This window comes from Amycolatopsis sp. A1MSW2902, from assembly GCF_017312175.1.
Lineage (GTDB): Bacteria > Actinomycetota > Actinomycetes > Mycobacteriales > Pseudonocardiaceae > Amycolatopsis > Amycolatopsis nivea.
Window position 1 is genome coordinate 2,716,120 of sequence record NZ_QJPO01000001.1, and the last position, 15,796, is coordinate 2,731,915.

General features: G+C 68.3%; 15 protein-coding genes and 1 tRNA gene. 12 read left to right on the top strand and 4 right to left on the bottom strand.

What is annotated here, in order from left to right:
- Complete coding sequence (locus tag DMP23_RS12430) at window positions 1-681, top strand: TetR/AcrR family transcriptional regulator (protein ID WP_134668011.1); 681 nt, start codon at window positions 1-3, stop codon at window positions 679-681.
- The gene (locus DMP23_RS12435) at window positions 678-872 is read left to right on the top strand and encodes a ferredoxin (RefSeq protein WP_134668010.1); all 195 of its coding nucleotides are present in this window, start codon (window positions 678-680) and stop codon (window positions 870-872) included. The genes DMP23_RS12430 and DMP23_RS12435 overlap by 4 nt, the downstream gene beginning before the upstream one ends.
- 74 nt (window positions 873-946) lie before the next feature.
- On the opposite strand, the gene DMP23_RS12440 is transcribed toward DMP23_RS12435, so the two are convergent.
- The gene (locus DMP23_RS12440; protein WP_337821122.1) at window positions 947-1,747 is read right to left on the bottom strand and encodes a tetratricopeptide repeat protein; all 801 of its coding nucleotides are present in this window, start codon (window positions 1,745-1,747) and stop codon (window positions 947-949) included.
- 608 nt (window positions 1,748-2,355) lie between these two features.
- Window positions 2,356-3,969 carry a thiolase C-terminal domain-containing protein gene (locus tag DMP23_RS12445; protein ID WP_337821123.1) on the bottom strand — a complete coding sequence of 538 codons (1,614 nt, stop codon included), beginning with the start codon at window positions 3,967-3,969 and terminating at the stop codon, window positions 2,356-2,358.
- A gap of 9 nt (window positions 3,970-3,978) precedes the next feature.
- On the opposite strand from DMP23_RS12445, the gene DMP23_RS12450 reads away from it, so the two are divergent.
- The 3 genes from DMP23_RS12450 (at window position 3,979) to DMP23_RS12460 (ending at window position 4,992) form a co-directional block, all read left to right on the top strand.
- Complete coding sequence (locus DMP23_RS12450; RefSeq protein WP_158714446.1) at window positions 3,979-4,173, top strand: hypothetical protein; 195 nt, start codon at window positions 3,979-3,981, stop codon at window positions 4,171-4,173.
- A gap of 64 nt (window positions 4,174-4,237) precedes the next feature.
- On the top strand, window positions 4,238-4,570 hold the full coding sequence (locus tag DMP23_RS12455; protein ID WP_238605623.1) for an AraC family transcriptional regulator ligand-binding domain-containing protein: 333 nt from the start codon (window positions 4,238-4,240) through the stop codon (window positions 4,568-4,570).
- 17 nt (window positions 4,571-4,587) lie between these two features.
- Window positions 4,588-4,992, top strand: coding sequence for a hypothetical protein (locus DMP23_RS12460; protein ID WP_051728789.1), 405 nt, complete (start codon window positions 4,588-4,590; stop codon window positions 4,990-4,992).
- 332 nt (window positions 4,993-5,324) lie between these two features.
- Here the strand turns inward: DMP23_RS12460 and DMP23_RS12465 are convergent.
- Window positions 5,325-5,398 (bottom strand) — tRNA-Leu (locus tag DMP23_RS12465).
- Window positions 5,399-5,627: 229 nt separating this feature from the next.
- Here DMP23_RS12465 and DMP23_RS12470 point away from each other — a divergent pair.
- The 6 genes from DMP23_RS12470 to DMP23_RS12495 all read left to right on the top strand — a co-directional run bounded on the left by DMP23_RS12470 (window position 5,628) and on the right by DMP23_RS12495 (window position 11,925).
- Window positions 5,628-6,242, top strand: a complete 615-nt coding sequence (locus DMP23_RS12470) for an ANTAR domain-containing response regulator (protein WP_009079762.1) — start codon at window positions 5,628-5,630, stop codon at window positions 6,240-6,242.
- 631 nt (window positions 6,243-6,873) lie between these two features.
- Complete coding sequence (locus DMP23_RS12475; protein ID WP_037818084.1) at window positions 6,874-8,049, top strand: branched-chain amino acid ABC transporter substrate-binding protein; 1,176 nt, start codon at window positions 6,874-6,876, stop codon at window positions 8,047-8,049.
- Window positions 8,050-8,143: 94 nt separating this feature from the next.
- The gene (locus DMP23_RS12480; RefSeq protein ID WP_037818218.1) at window positions 8,144-9,157 is read left to right on the top strand and encodes a branched-chain amino acid ABC transporter permease; all 1,014 of its coding nucleotides are present in this window, start codon (window positions 8,144-8,146) and stop codon (window positions 9,155-9,157) included.
- The gene (locus DMP23_RS12485) at window positions 9,154-10,299 is read left to right on the top strand and encodes a branched-chain amino acid ABC transporter permease (RefSeq protein ID WP_037818085.1); all 1,146 of its coding nucleotides are present in this window, start codon (window positions 9,154-9,156) and stop codon (window positions 10,297-10,299) included. The genes DMP23_RS12480 and DMP23_RS12485 overlap by 4 nt, the downstream gene beginning before the upstream one ends.
- On the top strand, window positions 10,296-11,225 hold the full coding sequence (locus DMP23_RS12490) for an ABC transporter ATP-binding protein (RefSeq protein ID WP_037818086.1): 930 nt from the start codon (window positions 10,296-10,298) through the stop codon (window positions 11,223-11,225). The genes DMP23_RS12485 and DMP23_RS12490 overlap by 4 nt, the downstream gene beginning before the upstream one ends.
- The gene (locus DMP23_RS12495; RefSeq protein ID WP_337821124.1) at window positions 11,212-11,925 is read left to right on the top strand and encodes an ABC transporter ATP-binding protein; all 714 of its coding nucleotides are present in this window, start codon (window positions 11,212-11,214) and stop codon (window positions 11,923-11,925) included. The genes DMP23_RS12490 and DMP23_RS12495 overlap by 14 nt, the downstream gene beginning before the upstream one ends.
- A gap of 353 nt (window positions 11,926-12,278) precedes the next feature.
- On the opposite strand, the gene DMP23_RS12500 is transcribed toward DMP23_RS12495, so the two are convergent.
- Window positions 12,279-12,674 (bottom strand): PaaI family thioesterase, encoded by a 396-nt coding sequence (locus tag DMP23_RS12500; protein WP_162836026.1) that lies wholly within the window; start codon window positions 12,672-12,674, stop codon window positions 12,279-12,281.
- 107 nt (window positions 12,675-12,781) lie between these two features.
- Between DMP23_RS12500 and polA the strand changes: the two genes are divergently transcribed.
- Window positions 12,782-15,520: a DNA polymerase I gene (polA, locus tag DMP23_RS12505; RefSeq protein ID WP_037818090.1), complete on the top strand. Its 2,739-nt coding sequence runs from the start codon at window positions 12,782-12,784 to the stop codon at window positions 15,518-15,520.
- Window positions 15,521-15,796 lie beyond the last annotated feature (276 nt).

The window sequence follows — 15,796 nt, forward strand, 5'->3', positions numbered from 1 at the left end:
ATGAGGAACAACGCCGCCGACCGGGACGCGCCGGTTCGGGCGCACGCGACCCGGGAGCTGATCCTGACCGCTGCCGAGCGCCTGTTCGCCGAGCACGGGATTCTCGCCGTGTCCAACCGCCAGGTCAGCGAAGCAGCCGGGCAGGGCAACAACACCGCAGTCGGCTACCACTTCGGCACCAAAACCGATCTGGTCCGGGCGATCGCGCGCAAACACTCCGCCGCGATCGAGGAACGTCGGCAGCGTCGGCTGGCCGAGATCGGCGACAGCGCCGACCTGCGGGACTGGCTCGACTGCCTGGTGCGTCCGCTGGCCGAGCATCTGGCCGCACTGGGCAGCCCGACCTGGTACGCCCGGTTCGCCGAACAGGCCATGGCAGATCCGACGCTGCGCCCGATCGTCGTGGAGGAGTCCCTGTCCTCCCCGTCGCTGGCGCGCATCGTCGAGGGCCTGCAACAACGACTGCCCGACCTCCCGCCCGAAGCGGCCGCCGAACGCAGCGACATGACCCGGACTCTCTTGGTCCACCTGACCGCCGAACGCGAACGCGCCCTCGCCGAGAAGACCGCCACCCCGCGATCCGACTGGAACGACGCCGCCACCGGCCTGATCGACGCGCTGATCGGCCTGTGGCAGGCACCGGTCACCGCGTCGCCGAACGAAAGGAAGAAACGCCGATGAAGGTCACCGTGGACGAAGCGAAGTGCTGCGGCGCGGGCACCTGCGTGCTGCTCGCGCCGGAAGTGTTCGACCAACGCGAGGACGACGGCATCGTGCTCCTGCTCGACGAACACCCCGGCGAAGAACTGCACGCGACCGTCCGCGAAGCCGCCACAGTCTGCCCCGGAGCCGCGATCTCCGTGGACGCGTAACAACGTCCATAGTGGACACTGAGTTCGCGCTGCGCGAGATCTCTGCCGCGCCGCCTGATCGAGACGGACGTGTCTCAGTCGCCGAGGAGGTCTGAGAACTTCTCCAGAAGTGCGCGCGCAGCCTTGGCGACTCGGGGATTGTCGGTTTCAGCGGCCCGGCGCAGCCATACGACCGCCTCGGTGCGTTCGCCGCGCTTCAGCTGGTCGGCGGCCAGCCAGAGCATGCTGTCCGGCGCCGCGAACTCGCCGTGCTCGACCACCTGGAGATGCCAGCGCGTGGCTTCCCCCTGCTCGCCGCGTTCGTCGGCGATGAGGCCGAGTTCATGCATCGCTCGGCTCACTGCGGACGGGGCGGCGGAGTCCGCGGCCTGCCGCAACCAGTGTTCGGCCGTGTCAAGGTCGTGGTTCTTGTGGGCCAGCGACCCCAGCCAGAACAACGCTTCGGGGACCGTCCCCGGCTGGCCGGACTCGACGGCCCGGCGAAGCCACTCCGCAGCTTCCTCGTCTTCGCCGCGACCCTCCAGAACAAGACCGAGCCGCAGCGCGGCACCAGGCCCCACCTCGGGTTCTCCGCTCTCGGCAGCCAGCCGAAACCAGTGCACGGCCTCGTCCTGACGACCTTGCCGCTCGCGGATCCCGCCGAGCCGCAACATCGCCATCGGTGCATGGACCGAATCCTCGGTGGCCAGCGCCCGCCGGTACCACTGTTCGGCATCGGCCAACTCGTCCCTGCCCTCACAGTGGTAACCGAGGACGGTCATGGCATGGGCCGCGTCCTGCGGATCAGGGCCATCGACGGCTTCCCGCAACTCCTCCTCGTGCAGGTCGGCCCAGGGCCGCGGTCCGCGCTTACGTTTCGTCCCCCAGCGTCTCATCTTGGAAGGTTATTCCCGGCTTTCCGGACATACAAGGCTGATCGAACGCCAGGCATCTCCGACATGGCGCTACCGGAAGCCTCAGACTCGTCTCGACCCGTCAACGGCCACAATGGACAGTGCGGAACCGCCCACGAATCCTGACTCCTCGCCAGCTGGGCCGCCGTCACCTTGGACGGCAACCGCTTGTCGAGGTGCCTGTTCAGCCGCCGATGGTGAGCGTGATCGGTGCGTGTGCCCGGTCGGCTGGCAAAAATTGGTCTCCGCGGTGGGAGATTGGGAGTACGTAGGAGGGGAGTCCGTCGGGGACGTCGTTGTGGCGCTGCTGGTCGCGGTTCGACGATTGTCGGTGTGCGGGGCTTTTCCTGCGACCAAGCGGTCTGCGCGGCAGTTGCTGGTCGGGGCGAGTGTCGTCCCGTTGGTATTGAACGTGGCCGAGCCGTTGTCCCGCTCGGCGCGCGGAGCCGCGCGATGGCTCGGATGCCGGGTCGTCACCAACTGAACAGGTGCTCGCCGGGATCGCGGCTCAGCACCGGTGGGGTCCCCATTGCCGGCCGCGCGGTGCCTCGCGACGATGATTTTCTGGGTGGGCATCCAGTGTCCGACGTTCAGAGCGGAGCCTCGAGCAATCGGTCGGCCAAAATCTCCAGCGCCGCGGGCAGGGCGGGATTGTCGTGCAGGCGGGGCATCCGAGCGGCGTCGTTGGCGATGCTGAGCACGGCGTGCACCCGGATGCGCGCGACAGCCGGGTCGAGGCCGGGGTCGACGAGCCGGCTCAGGTGCACCCATTCGGTGAGGTAGTCGTGCTGGACCTGGCGGGCCTGGTGGCGTTCCGCGGGCGGCAGGTTGCCGGTTTCGGTGATCAGCAGGTCGATCAGGTGCGGGTGGGCGCAGACGAACCTGAGGTAGGAGCGGACGAGGCGGCGCAGGGCGTCCGGTGCGCCGGCAGCGGCGAGGTAGGCGGCCGAGAGTTCGGTTTGCAGCGTGGCCGCTCCGCGGGCGATCAGGGTCGTGAGCATGTCCAGTTTGCTGGGGAAGTGGTTGTAGACGCTGGGTCCCGTGATGCCGACGGCGGAGCCGATGTCTTCGATGCCGACTCCGGTGTAGCCGTGTTCGGCGAACATGCGTGCGGCTTGGGCGAGGAGGGCTTCGCGCCGGGAGGCCGGCATCAGCGTCCCGGTCGTGCCGGGCGAGGGCGTGGCGGTGGTGAAGGACGTGGGCAGGTCTGTGTCCAGCACGACGTCGACGAGGCCGGTCGCGCCGAGCGGGTGTCCCTTGGACAGCAGGCCGCCGGACGGGTTGGTCACCACGCGGCCGCCGTAGGTGTTGTCGCCGTCGGCGACGAACTTTTCCGCGGTGCCTTCTGGAGTCAGCCCGAGCGCTTCGTAGGTCAGCAGTTCGTTGGTGGTGAAGCAGTCGTGCAGCTCCACCACCGGAATGTCCTCCGGGCCCGCGCCCGCGGCCTCGTACACCTGCCGCGCGGCTTCCTTCGACATGTCGTAGCCGACGAGCTTGCGCATGTCTGCTTCGTCGAAAGTAGACGGCGTGTCGGTGGTCATCGCCTGCGCCGCGATCGAGACGTCGGTGCGCAGCCCGTGCTTGCGCGCGAACTCCTCGGTCGTGATCACCGCGGCCGCCGCGCCGCAGGTCGGCGGGCAGCACTGCAAACGCGTCAGCGGGCCGAAAATGTGCGGCGAGTTCAGGACGTCCTCGGTCGTCACCGGGTCGCGGAACACCGCGTACGGGTTGTTCGCCGCGTGCCGGCGGGCCTTCACCGCGATCGCGGCGAACGTCTCGGGGCCGGTACCGTACTGCTGCGCGTAGGCCGCGCCGGCGCCGCCGAAGTACTGAGCGGCGAACGGAGCGTCGGAGATGCCTTGCACCGCGTGCGCGACCTTGTCGAACCGCTCGAACGGGCTGGGCCGGTCCGGCCACTGTATGGTCAGCGCGCCGCGCTGCATTTGCTCGAAACCCAGTGCCAGCACGCATTCGGCGGCACCGGACTCGACGGCCTGCCGAGCCAGGTACAGCGTCGTGGACCCGGTCGAGCAGTTGTTGTTCACGTTCACGATCGGGATCCCGGACTGCCCGAGCCCGTACAGCGCCGCCTGGCCGCACGTCGAGTCGCCGTAAACGTAGCCGACGTAGGCCTGCCGCACCTGCCGGTAGTCGACCCCGGCGTCGGCGTGAACGACTGCTACGCGGCGGCCTTCGCGTCCCATCCGGCGCCGATGGGCGGCTGGAAGGCATCCGGACTGGGACGGCGGCACGGTGAGCAAGGACTGTTGCGCTACACCGAATCGCAGACCGTCGCCACGCAGCGCGGCATCACGATGGACGACCGCTTCGGGCTGCCGCGCCACTGGCACGGCCGACTGCTCGCGGGCGGGAAGGCCCAGCTGGGAAAGCTCGCGGGCCTGCGTTGAGGCTATTGCCGCACCACCGCGACAAGAGGCGCGGCGCGCACTCGCATTCGTTACTTTCGGACGCATGGAAGCGGGCGCGTGGTGGGACTTCCGCCGGAGCGCGATCGCCGTGCGGGCCATGACCGAGGCGGCCGCCGAACACGGCGTGGACCATCGCGACGTGTCGGCGGGAAGCGGGGCCGCGGCGAGCGATCCCGCCGATCCCGCCGTCGAGATCGATGCGCATCAGGAGCTTGCCGTCGTCCGCCATGTCCTCGGCGCGCTCGGCGACCGGCCCAGCATCGCCGCGGACGTCGGCAGCCGTTTCACGCTGGGCGACTACCGGCAGCTGCGCTTCGCGCTCCTGTCCAGCCCGACGCTGCGAGCCGCGCTCGACGGTGAGCCTGCCTCGCGCTGAGCTACGCGTTCAGCCGGATGTCGCTCGAAGAGTCCGACGAGCACGCGGGAATCATCCTCGCCGACGGGGAAATCCCGCCGGACGTCCGCCGGTTCCTGCTCGAGCACGACCTCGGCGCGGTCGTCCCGACCCTGTTCGGGCCATTGCTGGCCCGCGATCTCGGCGATGTCCCGGTTGAACTCTCGTTCGGCGCGGCTGCGGATCCGATGCCGACGGCCTCGGTCCCGACGGTGACCTCCGGACCTCAGCGATCGGCAGTTGTGTTCCCGCGCGCCCTGCTCGACGAACGCCTTCCCCAGACAGACGAACACACCGCGTGGATGTGCGAGAGACAGTGCGCCGACCTTCGTCTCCGCCGGACCCTCCACCGCGGACTCGCCGGGCAAATCCCCTGCACGATCCCGGCGGCATCCCGTCGATGACACAGGGGAGCAGCCGAACTCCACGTCGATCCACGGACCCTGCGTCGGCGGCTGAGCACCGAACGAACCTCAATCCGCGCCCGGGCCGACGAGGTACGAGCGACGACGGCGGAAGCGGTGCTGGCGAGGCCGTCTCACAACGGAGGAAGTCGCCCAGCGCCTGGGCTACAGCGAGACGGCGAGTTTTGTGACGGGGTATTCCTCTGAGCCTCGATCGTCCGAACCCAAGGGGGATTCGAACTCACACCGATTGACCTGCGGAAATGCGCTTCGCGCGGATGCCGCTCCCGGAGCCGCAGGCCGCTGACCTGTGAAAACGGAAGATTTCCGGGTGCCCCCGGTGAGATTCGAACTCACACTGGACGGGTTTTGAATCCGTTGCCTCTGCCAGTTGGGCTACGGGGGCGCAGTGCCGGAAACTTTACGGGACCCGTCCTCCCCTCCGGCGACCGGGTCCGGTGATCGGGTCCGGTGATCGACGGGGCTCGACGGTGATCGACTTGGGGCCGGGGCTGGGTGTCGCCCGCCACTTCGTGGTGAACGCCATCGTGGGATCTGGATCGGTCCCGGTACGCTGGGCTCTCGCGGGTGACCGCGTGTCGAAGACGTCCCGCCGAGCCTTCAGGAGGACACCGGTGACCGAACAGGCTGCCGAGTCGAACGGCGCCGCCGCCGGCGTGCCGCAGCGACGGGTGCTCGTCGCGGAAGACGAGGCGCTCATCCGGCTCGACCTGGTGGAGATGCTGCGCGAAGAGGGCTACGAGGTGGTCGGCGAGGCCGGCGACGGCGAGGAGGCCATCGCGCTGGCCACCGATCTCAAGCCGGACCTCGTGATCCTCGACGTCAAGATGCCGAAGCTCGACGGCATCGAGGCGGCCGCGCGGATCACCGGCGACCGGATCGCGCCGGTCGTCATTCTCACCGCGTTCAGCCAGCGCGACCTCGTCGAACGGGCCCGCGACGCGGGCACCATGGCGTACCTGGTGAAACCGTTCGCCAAACGCGACCTCGTGCCCGCGATCGAGCTGGCCGTCAGCCGGTTCTCCGAGCTGCAGGCCCTCGAGGCCGAGGTCGCCGGGCTCACCGACCGGCTCGAGACCCGCAAGGTCATCGACCGGGCGAAGGGCCTGCTGATGAGCCGCCAGGGGCTCACCGAACCCGACGCGTTCCGCTGGATCCAGCGCACCGCGATGGACCGGCGCACCACGATGAAGGCCGTCGCCGAGGCGGTCGTGGAAAGCATCGGCTGAGCAACCGGCAAGCACCCGGGGAAGCGGGCGTGACCAGGGGGTCGCGCCCGCTTTTTCGTGGCCCGGCACTCCGGAAACGCCGGAAACCGTTCCGGAGAGTCACCGACCGGACCCGGAGCGCGCTCCCGCCCAGCGGGACTGCCTTCCGGTTCGCCGCATCCGTCCCGGCCCGCCGTGTCGCGCCGAAACCTGGGCGCCGACCAGCGAAAACCCTTCTGCGGCACCGGTTCGCGACCCACCCGTGCGGGTTGATCTGCCCTGCGCGAAAGGGCAAGGTTGCTACCTTGGAGGCCGGGGGATCGTGGTGTCGGTCACGATGACAGAGGGGATGTTCCTACACTGCCTCCATCGATCGGACGTCAGGTCTAGGTCCGTTCGAGGGGTGCTCGGACACGAAGAGTCATTCACTCGGTCGTTGCAATCAGGCGATCGAGTGTAAATCGTCCGTTAATTCTCGTGACGACCGTCACGATGTGGATACAAGACTCGCTGTGACTCTGTGCAACACCTCACCCGGCGGCTACGTTCAGCGCCCAGTCGAAGTCCCACGCAGGGACCCGCCGTTCCGCAGGAGCGTGGCGGGTGGCATTTGGAGGAACGAGTGCAGAGAGCACGACTCACTAAGGTCATCGTGCTGGCCGCGGCGGGAGTCATCTCCCTTGGCGCCTGCTCGGCGCGGACCGGCGGTGACTCGGGTGGCGACAGCGGCGCGCCGCAGGCCGCGGCCCCGTCGGCGGCGGCGAACGCGGCGGACCCGGCGGGAGACGGCAAGGCGCAGTGCGCGCCGACCTCGATCGCCTACGCCGGCACGATCAACGGCGCGAACGCGGCCCTGGGCCAGAACATCCTCAAGGGCGCGAAGCTGGCGGTCGACCAGCACAACAAGGCGAACCCGGGCTGCCAGGTCAAGCTCGCGGAGTTCGACACCGAGGGCACCCCGGACAAGGCGCCGGGCATCGTGACCCAGATCGTCAACACCCCGGGCATCATCGGCGTCATCGGCCTCCCGTTCTCGGGCGAGTCGAAGGCCGCGGGCAACATCTTCAACTCCGCGGGCCTCGTCGCCGTGACCCCGTCCGCGACCAACCCGTCGCTCGCCCAGAACGGCTGGAAGACCTTCTTCCGCGCGCTGGGCAACGACAACGCGCAGGGCCCGGCCGCCGCGAAGTTCATCACCGGCGAGCTCAAGGCCAACAAGGTCTGCGTGATCGAGGACGACTCCGAGTACGGCACCGGTCTCGCCGCCTCGACCGTCAAGGCGCTCGGCGACAAGGCGAGCTGCCAGGACAAGGTCAAGACGAAGCAGACCGACTTCTCCGCCGTGGTCAACAAGATCAAGAACGAGAAGCCGGACGCGATCTTCTACTCGGGCTACTACCAGGAAGCCGCTCCGTTCGCGCAGCAGCTGAACGACGCGGGCGTCAAGGCCAAGTTCGTCGGCCCGGACGGCGTGAAGGACGACCTGTTCGTGAAGGGCGCCGGCGACGCCGCGGCCAACGCGTACTTCACCTGCCCCTGCGTGCCCGCCGACCAGTTCACCAAGTTCACCGACGCCTACAAGGCGGCGACCGGCGTCGACCCGGGCACCTACTCGCCCGAGGCCTACGATGTCGCGACGATCCTGCTGAAGGGCATCGACGCGGGCAAGAAGGACCGCGCCGGCCTGCTGGACTTCGTGAAGACCTACGACGGCCAGGGCATCACGAAGCACTTCAAGTGGGACGACCACGGCGAGCTCGCCGCGACCACCGTGTGGACCTACAAGGTGGAGAACGGGAAGATCGTCCGCAACACCGAGATCAAGTAGCTCACCGCTTTCGGTTCCAGTACCGGGGTGCGGGCCAGGCGGCGAGATCCCGCCGGGCCCGCACCCCGGACCCACATGGAGAACTAGTGTGTCGATGACCCCTGACCTCAGTTCGCTCGTCCTCGCGCAGGGCGGCGGAAGCTGGATCACCTTCGACGTGAATTCGTTCCTGAACCAGTTCTGGGACAACACGATCGACGGTCTTTCCTACGGCAGCATCTACGCGCTCGTAGCGCTGGGCTACACCCTCGTCTACGGCGTGCTCAAACTCATCAACTTCGCCCACTCCGAGGTGTTCATCTACGGCGCCTTCGCGACGTGGTTCACCTTCTACGGCTTGGGTTTCCGCCCGGGCGCGACCCCGGATCTGCCGATCTTCGAGCTGATCGGCTTCCTGCTGCTCGCGCTCATCGCGTCGATGGCGGTGTCCGGCGGCACCGCGGTCGTGCTGGAACGCGTGGCCTACCGGCCGCTGCGCAAACGCAAGGCCCCCCGGCTGGTCTTCCTGATCACCGCGATCGGCGCTTCCTTCGTGCTGCAGCAGATCCTGTTCATCTGGCGCGGCGGCAACCCGGAGAACAGCATCCGGCTGCTGCGCAACGACGAGGTGTTCACGATCTTCGGCGGCAGCGTCACGATCGTCACCATCATCACCGTGGTGGCGTCGATCCTGCTGATGGTCGGCACGGACATGTTCGTCAACCGCACCAAGTTCGGCCGCGGCATCCGCGCGGTCGCGCAGGACCCGGACACCGCGACGCTGATGGGCGTCAACAAGGAACGCGTCATCACCCTGACGTTCCTCATCGGCGGCCTGCTGGCCGGCGCGGCGGCGCTGTTCTACATGATGAAGATCCCGCAGGGCGCCTCGTACCAGGGCGGCTTCATCCTCGGCATCAAGGCGTTCACCGCCGCGGTGCTCGGCGGCATCGGCAACCTGCGCGGCGCGCTGCTGGGCGGCCTGCTGCTCGGCGTCGTGGAGAACTACGGGCAGTCGCTGTTCGGCGGCGCCTGGCGCGACGTCGTCGCGTTCGCCCTGCTGGTGCTGATCCTCATGTTCCGCCCGACCGGCATTCTCGGCGAATCGCTCGGAAAGGCACGGGTATGACGACGACTACGACGCCGCCCGCCGCTCCGGCGAAGGCGCGCCGCCGTCCGCTCTCGGACTGGTGGAACAGGCTGTCCCGGGTCCAGCAGTGGGGGGTGCTGATCCCGCTGGTGGCGCTGGTCTACCTGCTGCCGGTGCTGAACCCGCCGCTGATCACCACCCAGCCCGGGTACGACTTCCCGATCGCGATGTTCGAGGTGGCCCGCTACGCGCTGGTCGCCATCGGGCTCAACATCGTGGTCGGCCAAGCGGGTCTGCTCGACCTCGGCTACGTCGGGTTCTTCGCGATCGGCGCCTACGTGATGGCGCTCTTCACGAGCCCGGACTCGTCGCTGGCGAAGCTGCCGTTCCTCGTCGTGCTGCCGATCGCGATGGTGGTCACGATGATCTTCGGGGTGATCCTGGGGACGCCGACGCTGCGGTTGCGCGGCGACTACCTGGCGATCGTCACGCTGGGCTTCGGCGAGATCGTGCGACTGCTGGCCGACAACATCGACCCGCTGCGCGGCAACCGCGGCTTCCAGGGCGTCGGGCACCCGCCGGGCGTGAAGGCGGACGGCAACCCGCTCTTCAACAACACCGACGGCATCCCGTGGTACTGGCTCTGCGTCACGATCATCATCGTGATCCTGTTCGTGGTCGGGAACCTGGAGCGCAGCCGCGTCGGCCGCGCGTGGGTCGCGATCCGCGACGACGAGGACGCGGCCGAGATCATGGGCGTGCCGACGTTCAAGTTCAAGATCTGGGCGTTCGTCGGCGGCGCCGCGGTCGGCGGCCTCTCCGGCGCGCTGTACGCGGGGCAATTGGGCTTCGTGAACAACCAGAAGTTCGACGTGGTCACGTCGATGCTGTTCCTGGCCGCGGTCATTCTCGGCGGCGCGGGCAACAAGGTCGGCGTGCTGCTGGGCGCGATCGTGGTGGCGTACGTGCCGCTGCGGTTTCAGCAGATCGCGGAGTACAAGTACCTGATCTTCGGGCTGGCGCTGATCGTCCTGATGATCTTTCGCCCGCAGGGCCTGCTCGGCGCGCGGCAGCGGCTGCTCGCCTACGGCAGGCAGGCGTACCAGCGGCTGCTCGGCAAGGGCGAACAGGTCAGCAGCGACGGTTCGCTGGTCACCGACAACCCGGGGGAGAAGGCATGACGGTCCCTGGCAACGGAACCGGGCCCGAGGTCCCGGCCGAGGGCGGCCTCGTGGCGGAGGTCGCGAACATGACCGCCGACGAGCTCGCCGAGCACGAGGCCGAGGTCGCCGAGGTCGTCGCGCCGGACCGGGAGATCCAGGCAGGCTACGGGCAGACGCTGCTCAAGGTCGACGACGTCACCGTCCGCTTCGGCGGGCTGGTGGCGCTGGACTCGGTGTCCTTCGAGATCCGGCGCGGCGAGATCCTGGGCCTGATCGGGCCGAACGGCGCGGGCAAGACCACCTGCTTCAACGCGATGACCGGCGTCTACCGGCCGTCCTCGGGGCAGGTGCTGCTCGAGGACCAGCCGCTCGGCAAGACGTCGCGGCACGGGATCACCCAGCTCGGCATCGCGCGGACGTTCCAGAACATCCGGCTGTTTTCCGAGATGACCGCGCTGGAGAACGTGGTCGTCGGCACCGACGCCCGGCACAAGACGAGCCTGCTCGGCGCCCTCCTGCGAGTCCCGCGGCACCACCGCGAGGAGAAGCAGGCGATCGAGAAGGCCATGGCGCTGCTGGAATTCGTCGGCATCGCCGACCGCGCCGCGGACCGGGCGAAGAACCTGCCGTACGGCTATCAGCGCCGGCTGGAGATCGCGCGGGCGCTCGCCACCGAGCCGAAGCTGCTGTGCCTCGACGAGCCTGCCGCCGGGTTCAACCCGGCGGAGAAGGAAGAGCTCATGGGGCTGATCCGGACGATCCGCGACGACGGCTACACCGTCCTGCTGATCGAACACGACATGAAGCTCGTCATGGGCGTCACCGACCGGATCGTGGTGCTGGAGTTCGGCAAGAAGATCGCCGACGGGCTGCCTTCCGAAATCCGGGAGAACCCCGCCGTGATCGCCGCTTACCTGGGAGTTCCCGACGATGACGTTGCTTGAGCTTTCCGACGTTTCGGTCCATTACGGACGGATCCAGGCCGTGGCCGGGCTGTCCATCACGGTCAACGAGGGCGAGATCGTCACCCTCATCGGGGCGAACGGCGCTGGCAAGTCGACCACGATGCGGGCGATTTCCGGTATCCGGCCGATCTCCGGCGGTGCTATTCGGTTCGACGGCGAGGACATTTCGCGGCTGCGCGGGGATTTGCGTGTGGTTCGCGGGATTTCGCAGGCGCCGGAGGGTCGGGGGATTTTCCCCGGCATGACGGTGCTGGAGAATCTGGACATGGGCGCTTATGCGCGCAAGGACCGGAAGAATCTGCAGCCTGATTTCGACCGGGTGTTCGAGCTGTTTCCGCGGTTGGCTGAGCGGAAGACTCAGGTCGGCGGGACTATGTCCGGGGGTGAGCAGCAGATGCTCGCCATCGGGCGGGCGTTGATGGCTAAGCCTCGGTTGTTGTTGCTGGACGAGCCTTCGATGGGGTTGGCGCCGCAGTTCATTCAGCAGATTTTCCGGATTATCACGGAGATCAATCGGCAGGGGACTACGGTGCTGCTGGTTGAGCAGAATGCGCAGCAGGCGTTGTCTCGGGCGCATCGGGCTTATGTGCTGGAGACTGGGCAGATTACCAAGACTGGTACTGGGCAGGAGTTGTTGGCTGATACCAGTATCAAGGAGGCTTATCTCGGGGTGGGGTGAGGTCGGCTCGTCGCCTGGCGGCGACATTGCGCCCGGGTGGTGAGACGGGCACCCCGATTTTTGATTGTGACTACGGCGCGGGGGTGCTTGTCAAGGCGGGAAAGATGCCTTGACAAGCACCCCCGCGCCGTGTTTTTGGCGTCGTATCGGAGGTGGGGGAGGTGTGGGTGCCTGGTTCGGTGGGTGCGCTGGCTGCGGTTGGGTGGGGGGTGGGGCTAGCGCCCCAATGTGGCATTGGGGGTTTCTCAGCAGCGGGTGCGGGTGTGTCGATCCTGGGCGCGGACGGTCGTGAGGGGAGCCCTGAGGGAATCAGAGTTCCTCAGGGCTCCCCTCACGACCGCCTCTCCGTGGGATTAGGCGCCTGGCGGGCGGTCCCGGACGACGCAGGTGAGCCTGGCGGTGCAGGTGCGGCGGCCTTCGTCGTCGGTGAGCACGATTTCCGACGTGATGGTGCCTCGTCCGACGTGCAGGGGGGTCGCGACTCCGGTCACGGTGCCGGAGCGGACTGCGCGGTGGTGGGTGCAGGACAGCTCAAGACCCATCGCGGCGCGTTCCGGGCCTGCGTTCAGTGCGGCCAGCACCGAGCCCAGGGCTTCGGCGACGGTGGCGTTCGCGCCGCCGTGCAGGAGGCCGTAGGGCTGGAGGTTGCCTTCGACGGGGATCGTGCCGACGACCCGCTCGGGGGTCAGCTCCACGAGCTTCAGCCCGATCTTGTCGTTCAGCTGCTGGTCCGCGGCCGCGGGGTCCATGCCCGCGAACTGGCCCGGCGTGATTTCCGCCGTCTGCTCGGTCACTCTCTGCTCCTCAACCTATGCGACACGCAAGAGTGTCAGACCCTCACCCTAGACTCGCCCCCGTGAGCCCGAGTGAGAACCGAACCGTTGCCAAGACCACAGGCGCCGCCGGTGCGCAGGAACGACCCCGGCTGCTGCTGATCGACGGCCATTCGATGGCCTACCGCGCCTTCTTCGCCCTGCCCGCGGAGAATTTCCGCACGAAGACCGGGCAGGTCACCAACGCGGTCTTCGGCTTCACCTCGATGCTCATCAACCTGCTGCGCGACGAGAAGCCGACGCACCTCGCGGTCGCCTTCGACCTCTCGCGCAAGACCTTCCGGTCGGAGACGTACGCCGACTACAAGGCCAACCGCAGCGCCACGCCGGACGAGTTCCGCGGCCAGGTCGACCTGGTCAAAGAGGTGCTCGAGGTGCTCGGCATCCCTTCGCTCACGAAGGAGAACTACGAGGCCGACGACGTCATCGCCACGCTCACCACGCAGGCGGGCGAGGACTACGACGTCCTGATCTGCACCGGCGATCGCGACGCGTTGCAGCTCGTCACCGATCGGGTGACCGTTTTGTACCCGAAGCGGGGCGTCTCCGACCTCGTGCGGTTCACGCCGGACGCGGTGGAAGAGAAATACGGCCTCACGCCGACCCAGTACCCGGACTTCGCGGCCCTGCGCGGCGACCCGTCGGACAACCTGCCCGGCATCCCCGGCGTGGGGGAGAAGACCGCGGCCAAGTGGATCCGGCAGTTCGGCAGCCTGGCCGACCTGATCGACCGGGTCGACGAGGTCAAGGGCAAGGTCGGCAACGCGCTGCGCGAGCACCTGTCCTCGGTCCAGCTCAACCGGCAGCTCACCGAGCTGGTCCGCGACGTGCCGCTGGAGTCCGTGCCGGACCAGCTGGAGCTGCGCCCGTGGGACCGCGAGGCAGTGCACCGGCTCTTCGACGAGCTGGAGTTCCGCGTCCTGCGCGACCGCCTGTTCGAGACGCTGAGCAGCGCCGAACCGGAGGCCGAGGAAGGCTTCGAGGTGTCCGGCTCCGCGCTCGCGCCAGGTGCGCTCGGCGCGTGGCTCGAAGCGCACGCCGGAGCGGCCGAGCCGGTCGCGCTGTCGTTCCGCACCACGGGTTCGTCGGTCCGTTCCGACCTCAAGGCGGTCGCCTTCGCCACGGCTGACGGCGAGGGTGCGTACGTCGACGTCACGGCGATGGACGAGGCGGACGACCGGGCGCTGTCGGCGTGGCTGGCGGACCCGAAGATCCGCAAGATCGGCCACGACCTGAAGGTGCCGCTGCACGCGGTGCGCTCCCGCGGCTGGACGTTCGGCGGGCTCAGCATGGACACCGCGCTCGCCGCATACCTCGCGCGGCCGGGGCAGCGCACGTTCGGGCTGGACGATCTGGCCCTGCGCTACCTGCACCGCGAGCTGCGCTCGGAAGCGGGAGACGGCGACGGCCAGCTGTCGCTGCTCGACGGCGGCGCGGACGAGCTGGAGCAGAAGGAAATCTCCGCCGAACTGGTGAAGGCCCGCGCGGTCTTCGAGCTGGCCGGCGCGCTTGCCACCGAACTGGAGGAGCTCGGCGGCGCGAAGCTGCTGGCCGAGCTCGAACTCCCGCTGCTGGAAGTGATCACCGAACTGGAAGCGGCGGGCATCGCGGTCGACGTCGACCAGCTCACCGAGCTGGAGGCGCACTACCTCAGCCGGGTCACGCAGGCCGCGGAATCCGCGTACGAGGTGATCGGCAAGCAGATCAACCTCGGTTCGCCGAAGCAGCTGCAGGTGGTGCTGTTCGACGAGCTGGGCATGCCGAAGACCAAGCGCACCAAGACCGGCTACACCACCGACGCGGACGCGCTGCAGTCGCTGTTCGAGAAGACCGAGCACCCGTTCCTGCAGCACATGCTGGAACACCGCGACGCGACGCGGCTGCGCACCACGGTCGAGGGCCTGATCAAATCGGTCGCCGACGACGGGCGCATCCACACCACGCTGCAGCAGACGATCGCGGCCACCGGACGGCTGTCGTCGATCGAGCCGAACCTGCAGAACATCCCGGTGCGCACCGAGGAAGGCAGGCGCATCCGCGACGCGTTCGTGGTCGGCGACGGCTACGTCGAGCTGATGACCGCGGACTACAGCCAGATCGAAATGCGGATCATGGCGCACCTGTCGAAGGACGAGGGCCTCATCGAGGCCTTCAACAGCGGCGAGGACCTGCACACGTTCGTCGCGTCGCGCGCGTTTTCCGTGCCCGCCGCGGAAATCACGGCGGAACAGCGCTACCGCGTCAAGGCGATGTCGTACGGATTGGCGTACGGCTTGTCGGCGTACGGCTTGTCGCAGCAGCTGAAGATCTCGACGGAAGACGCGAAAGAGCAGATGGAGGCGTACTTCTCGCGGTTCGGCGGGGTGCGCGACTACCTGCAGTCGGTCGTCGGGGAGGCTGCGAAGCGCGGGTACACCGAGACGATCTTCGGCCGCCGCCGCTACCTGCCGGACCTGAACAGCGACAACCGGCAGCGCCGCGAAATGGCCGAGCGGATGGCGCTCAACGCCCCGATCCAGGGCAGCGCGGCCGACATCATCAAGGTGGCGATGCTGAACGTGCACCGCGCCCTCGCCGAAGCGGGCTCGCGCAGCCGCGTGCTGCTCCAGGTCCACGACGAACTGGTCCTGGAAATCGCCGACGGCGAGCGTGCGGACGTCGAGAAACTGGTCCGCGAGGGCATGGGCTCTGCCGCGGAACTCACCGTGCCCCTGGAGGTTTCGGTCGGATACGGACGCTCGTGGAACGAGGCCGCGCACTGAGCTGAGGCACGCCCGGGGCCGGTCGGCGACTGGTCCCGGGCACTCAGGCACAGCGAGGCTGGAACGGGCTCGGCGAGTCCGAGCGGGCGGGCACGAGTCGGCTGTGCGGGCGAGGGAGTCCGGTCGGCGGTCGCGGTTCGTCGGCGTGGACGAAAGAACTCGGCGGCTCGCCCGTTCGGACGAGCACGGGCGGGGATTCACGGATCTTCGCCGCGGGCAAGGCAATCGGCGGCACCTCCGGGCAAGCGCGCGAATCGGCGGCACCGGCGACAGCTC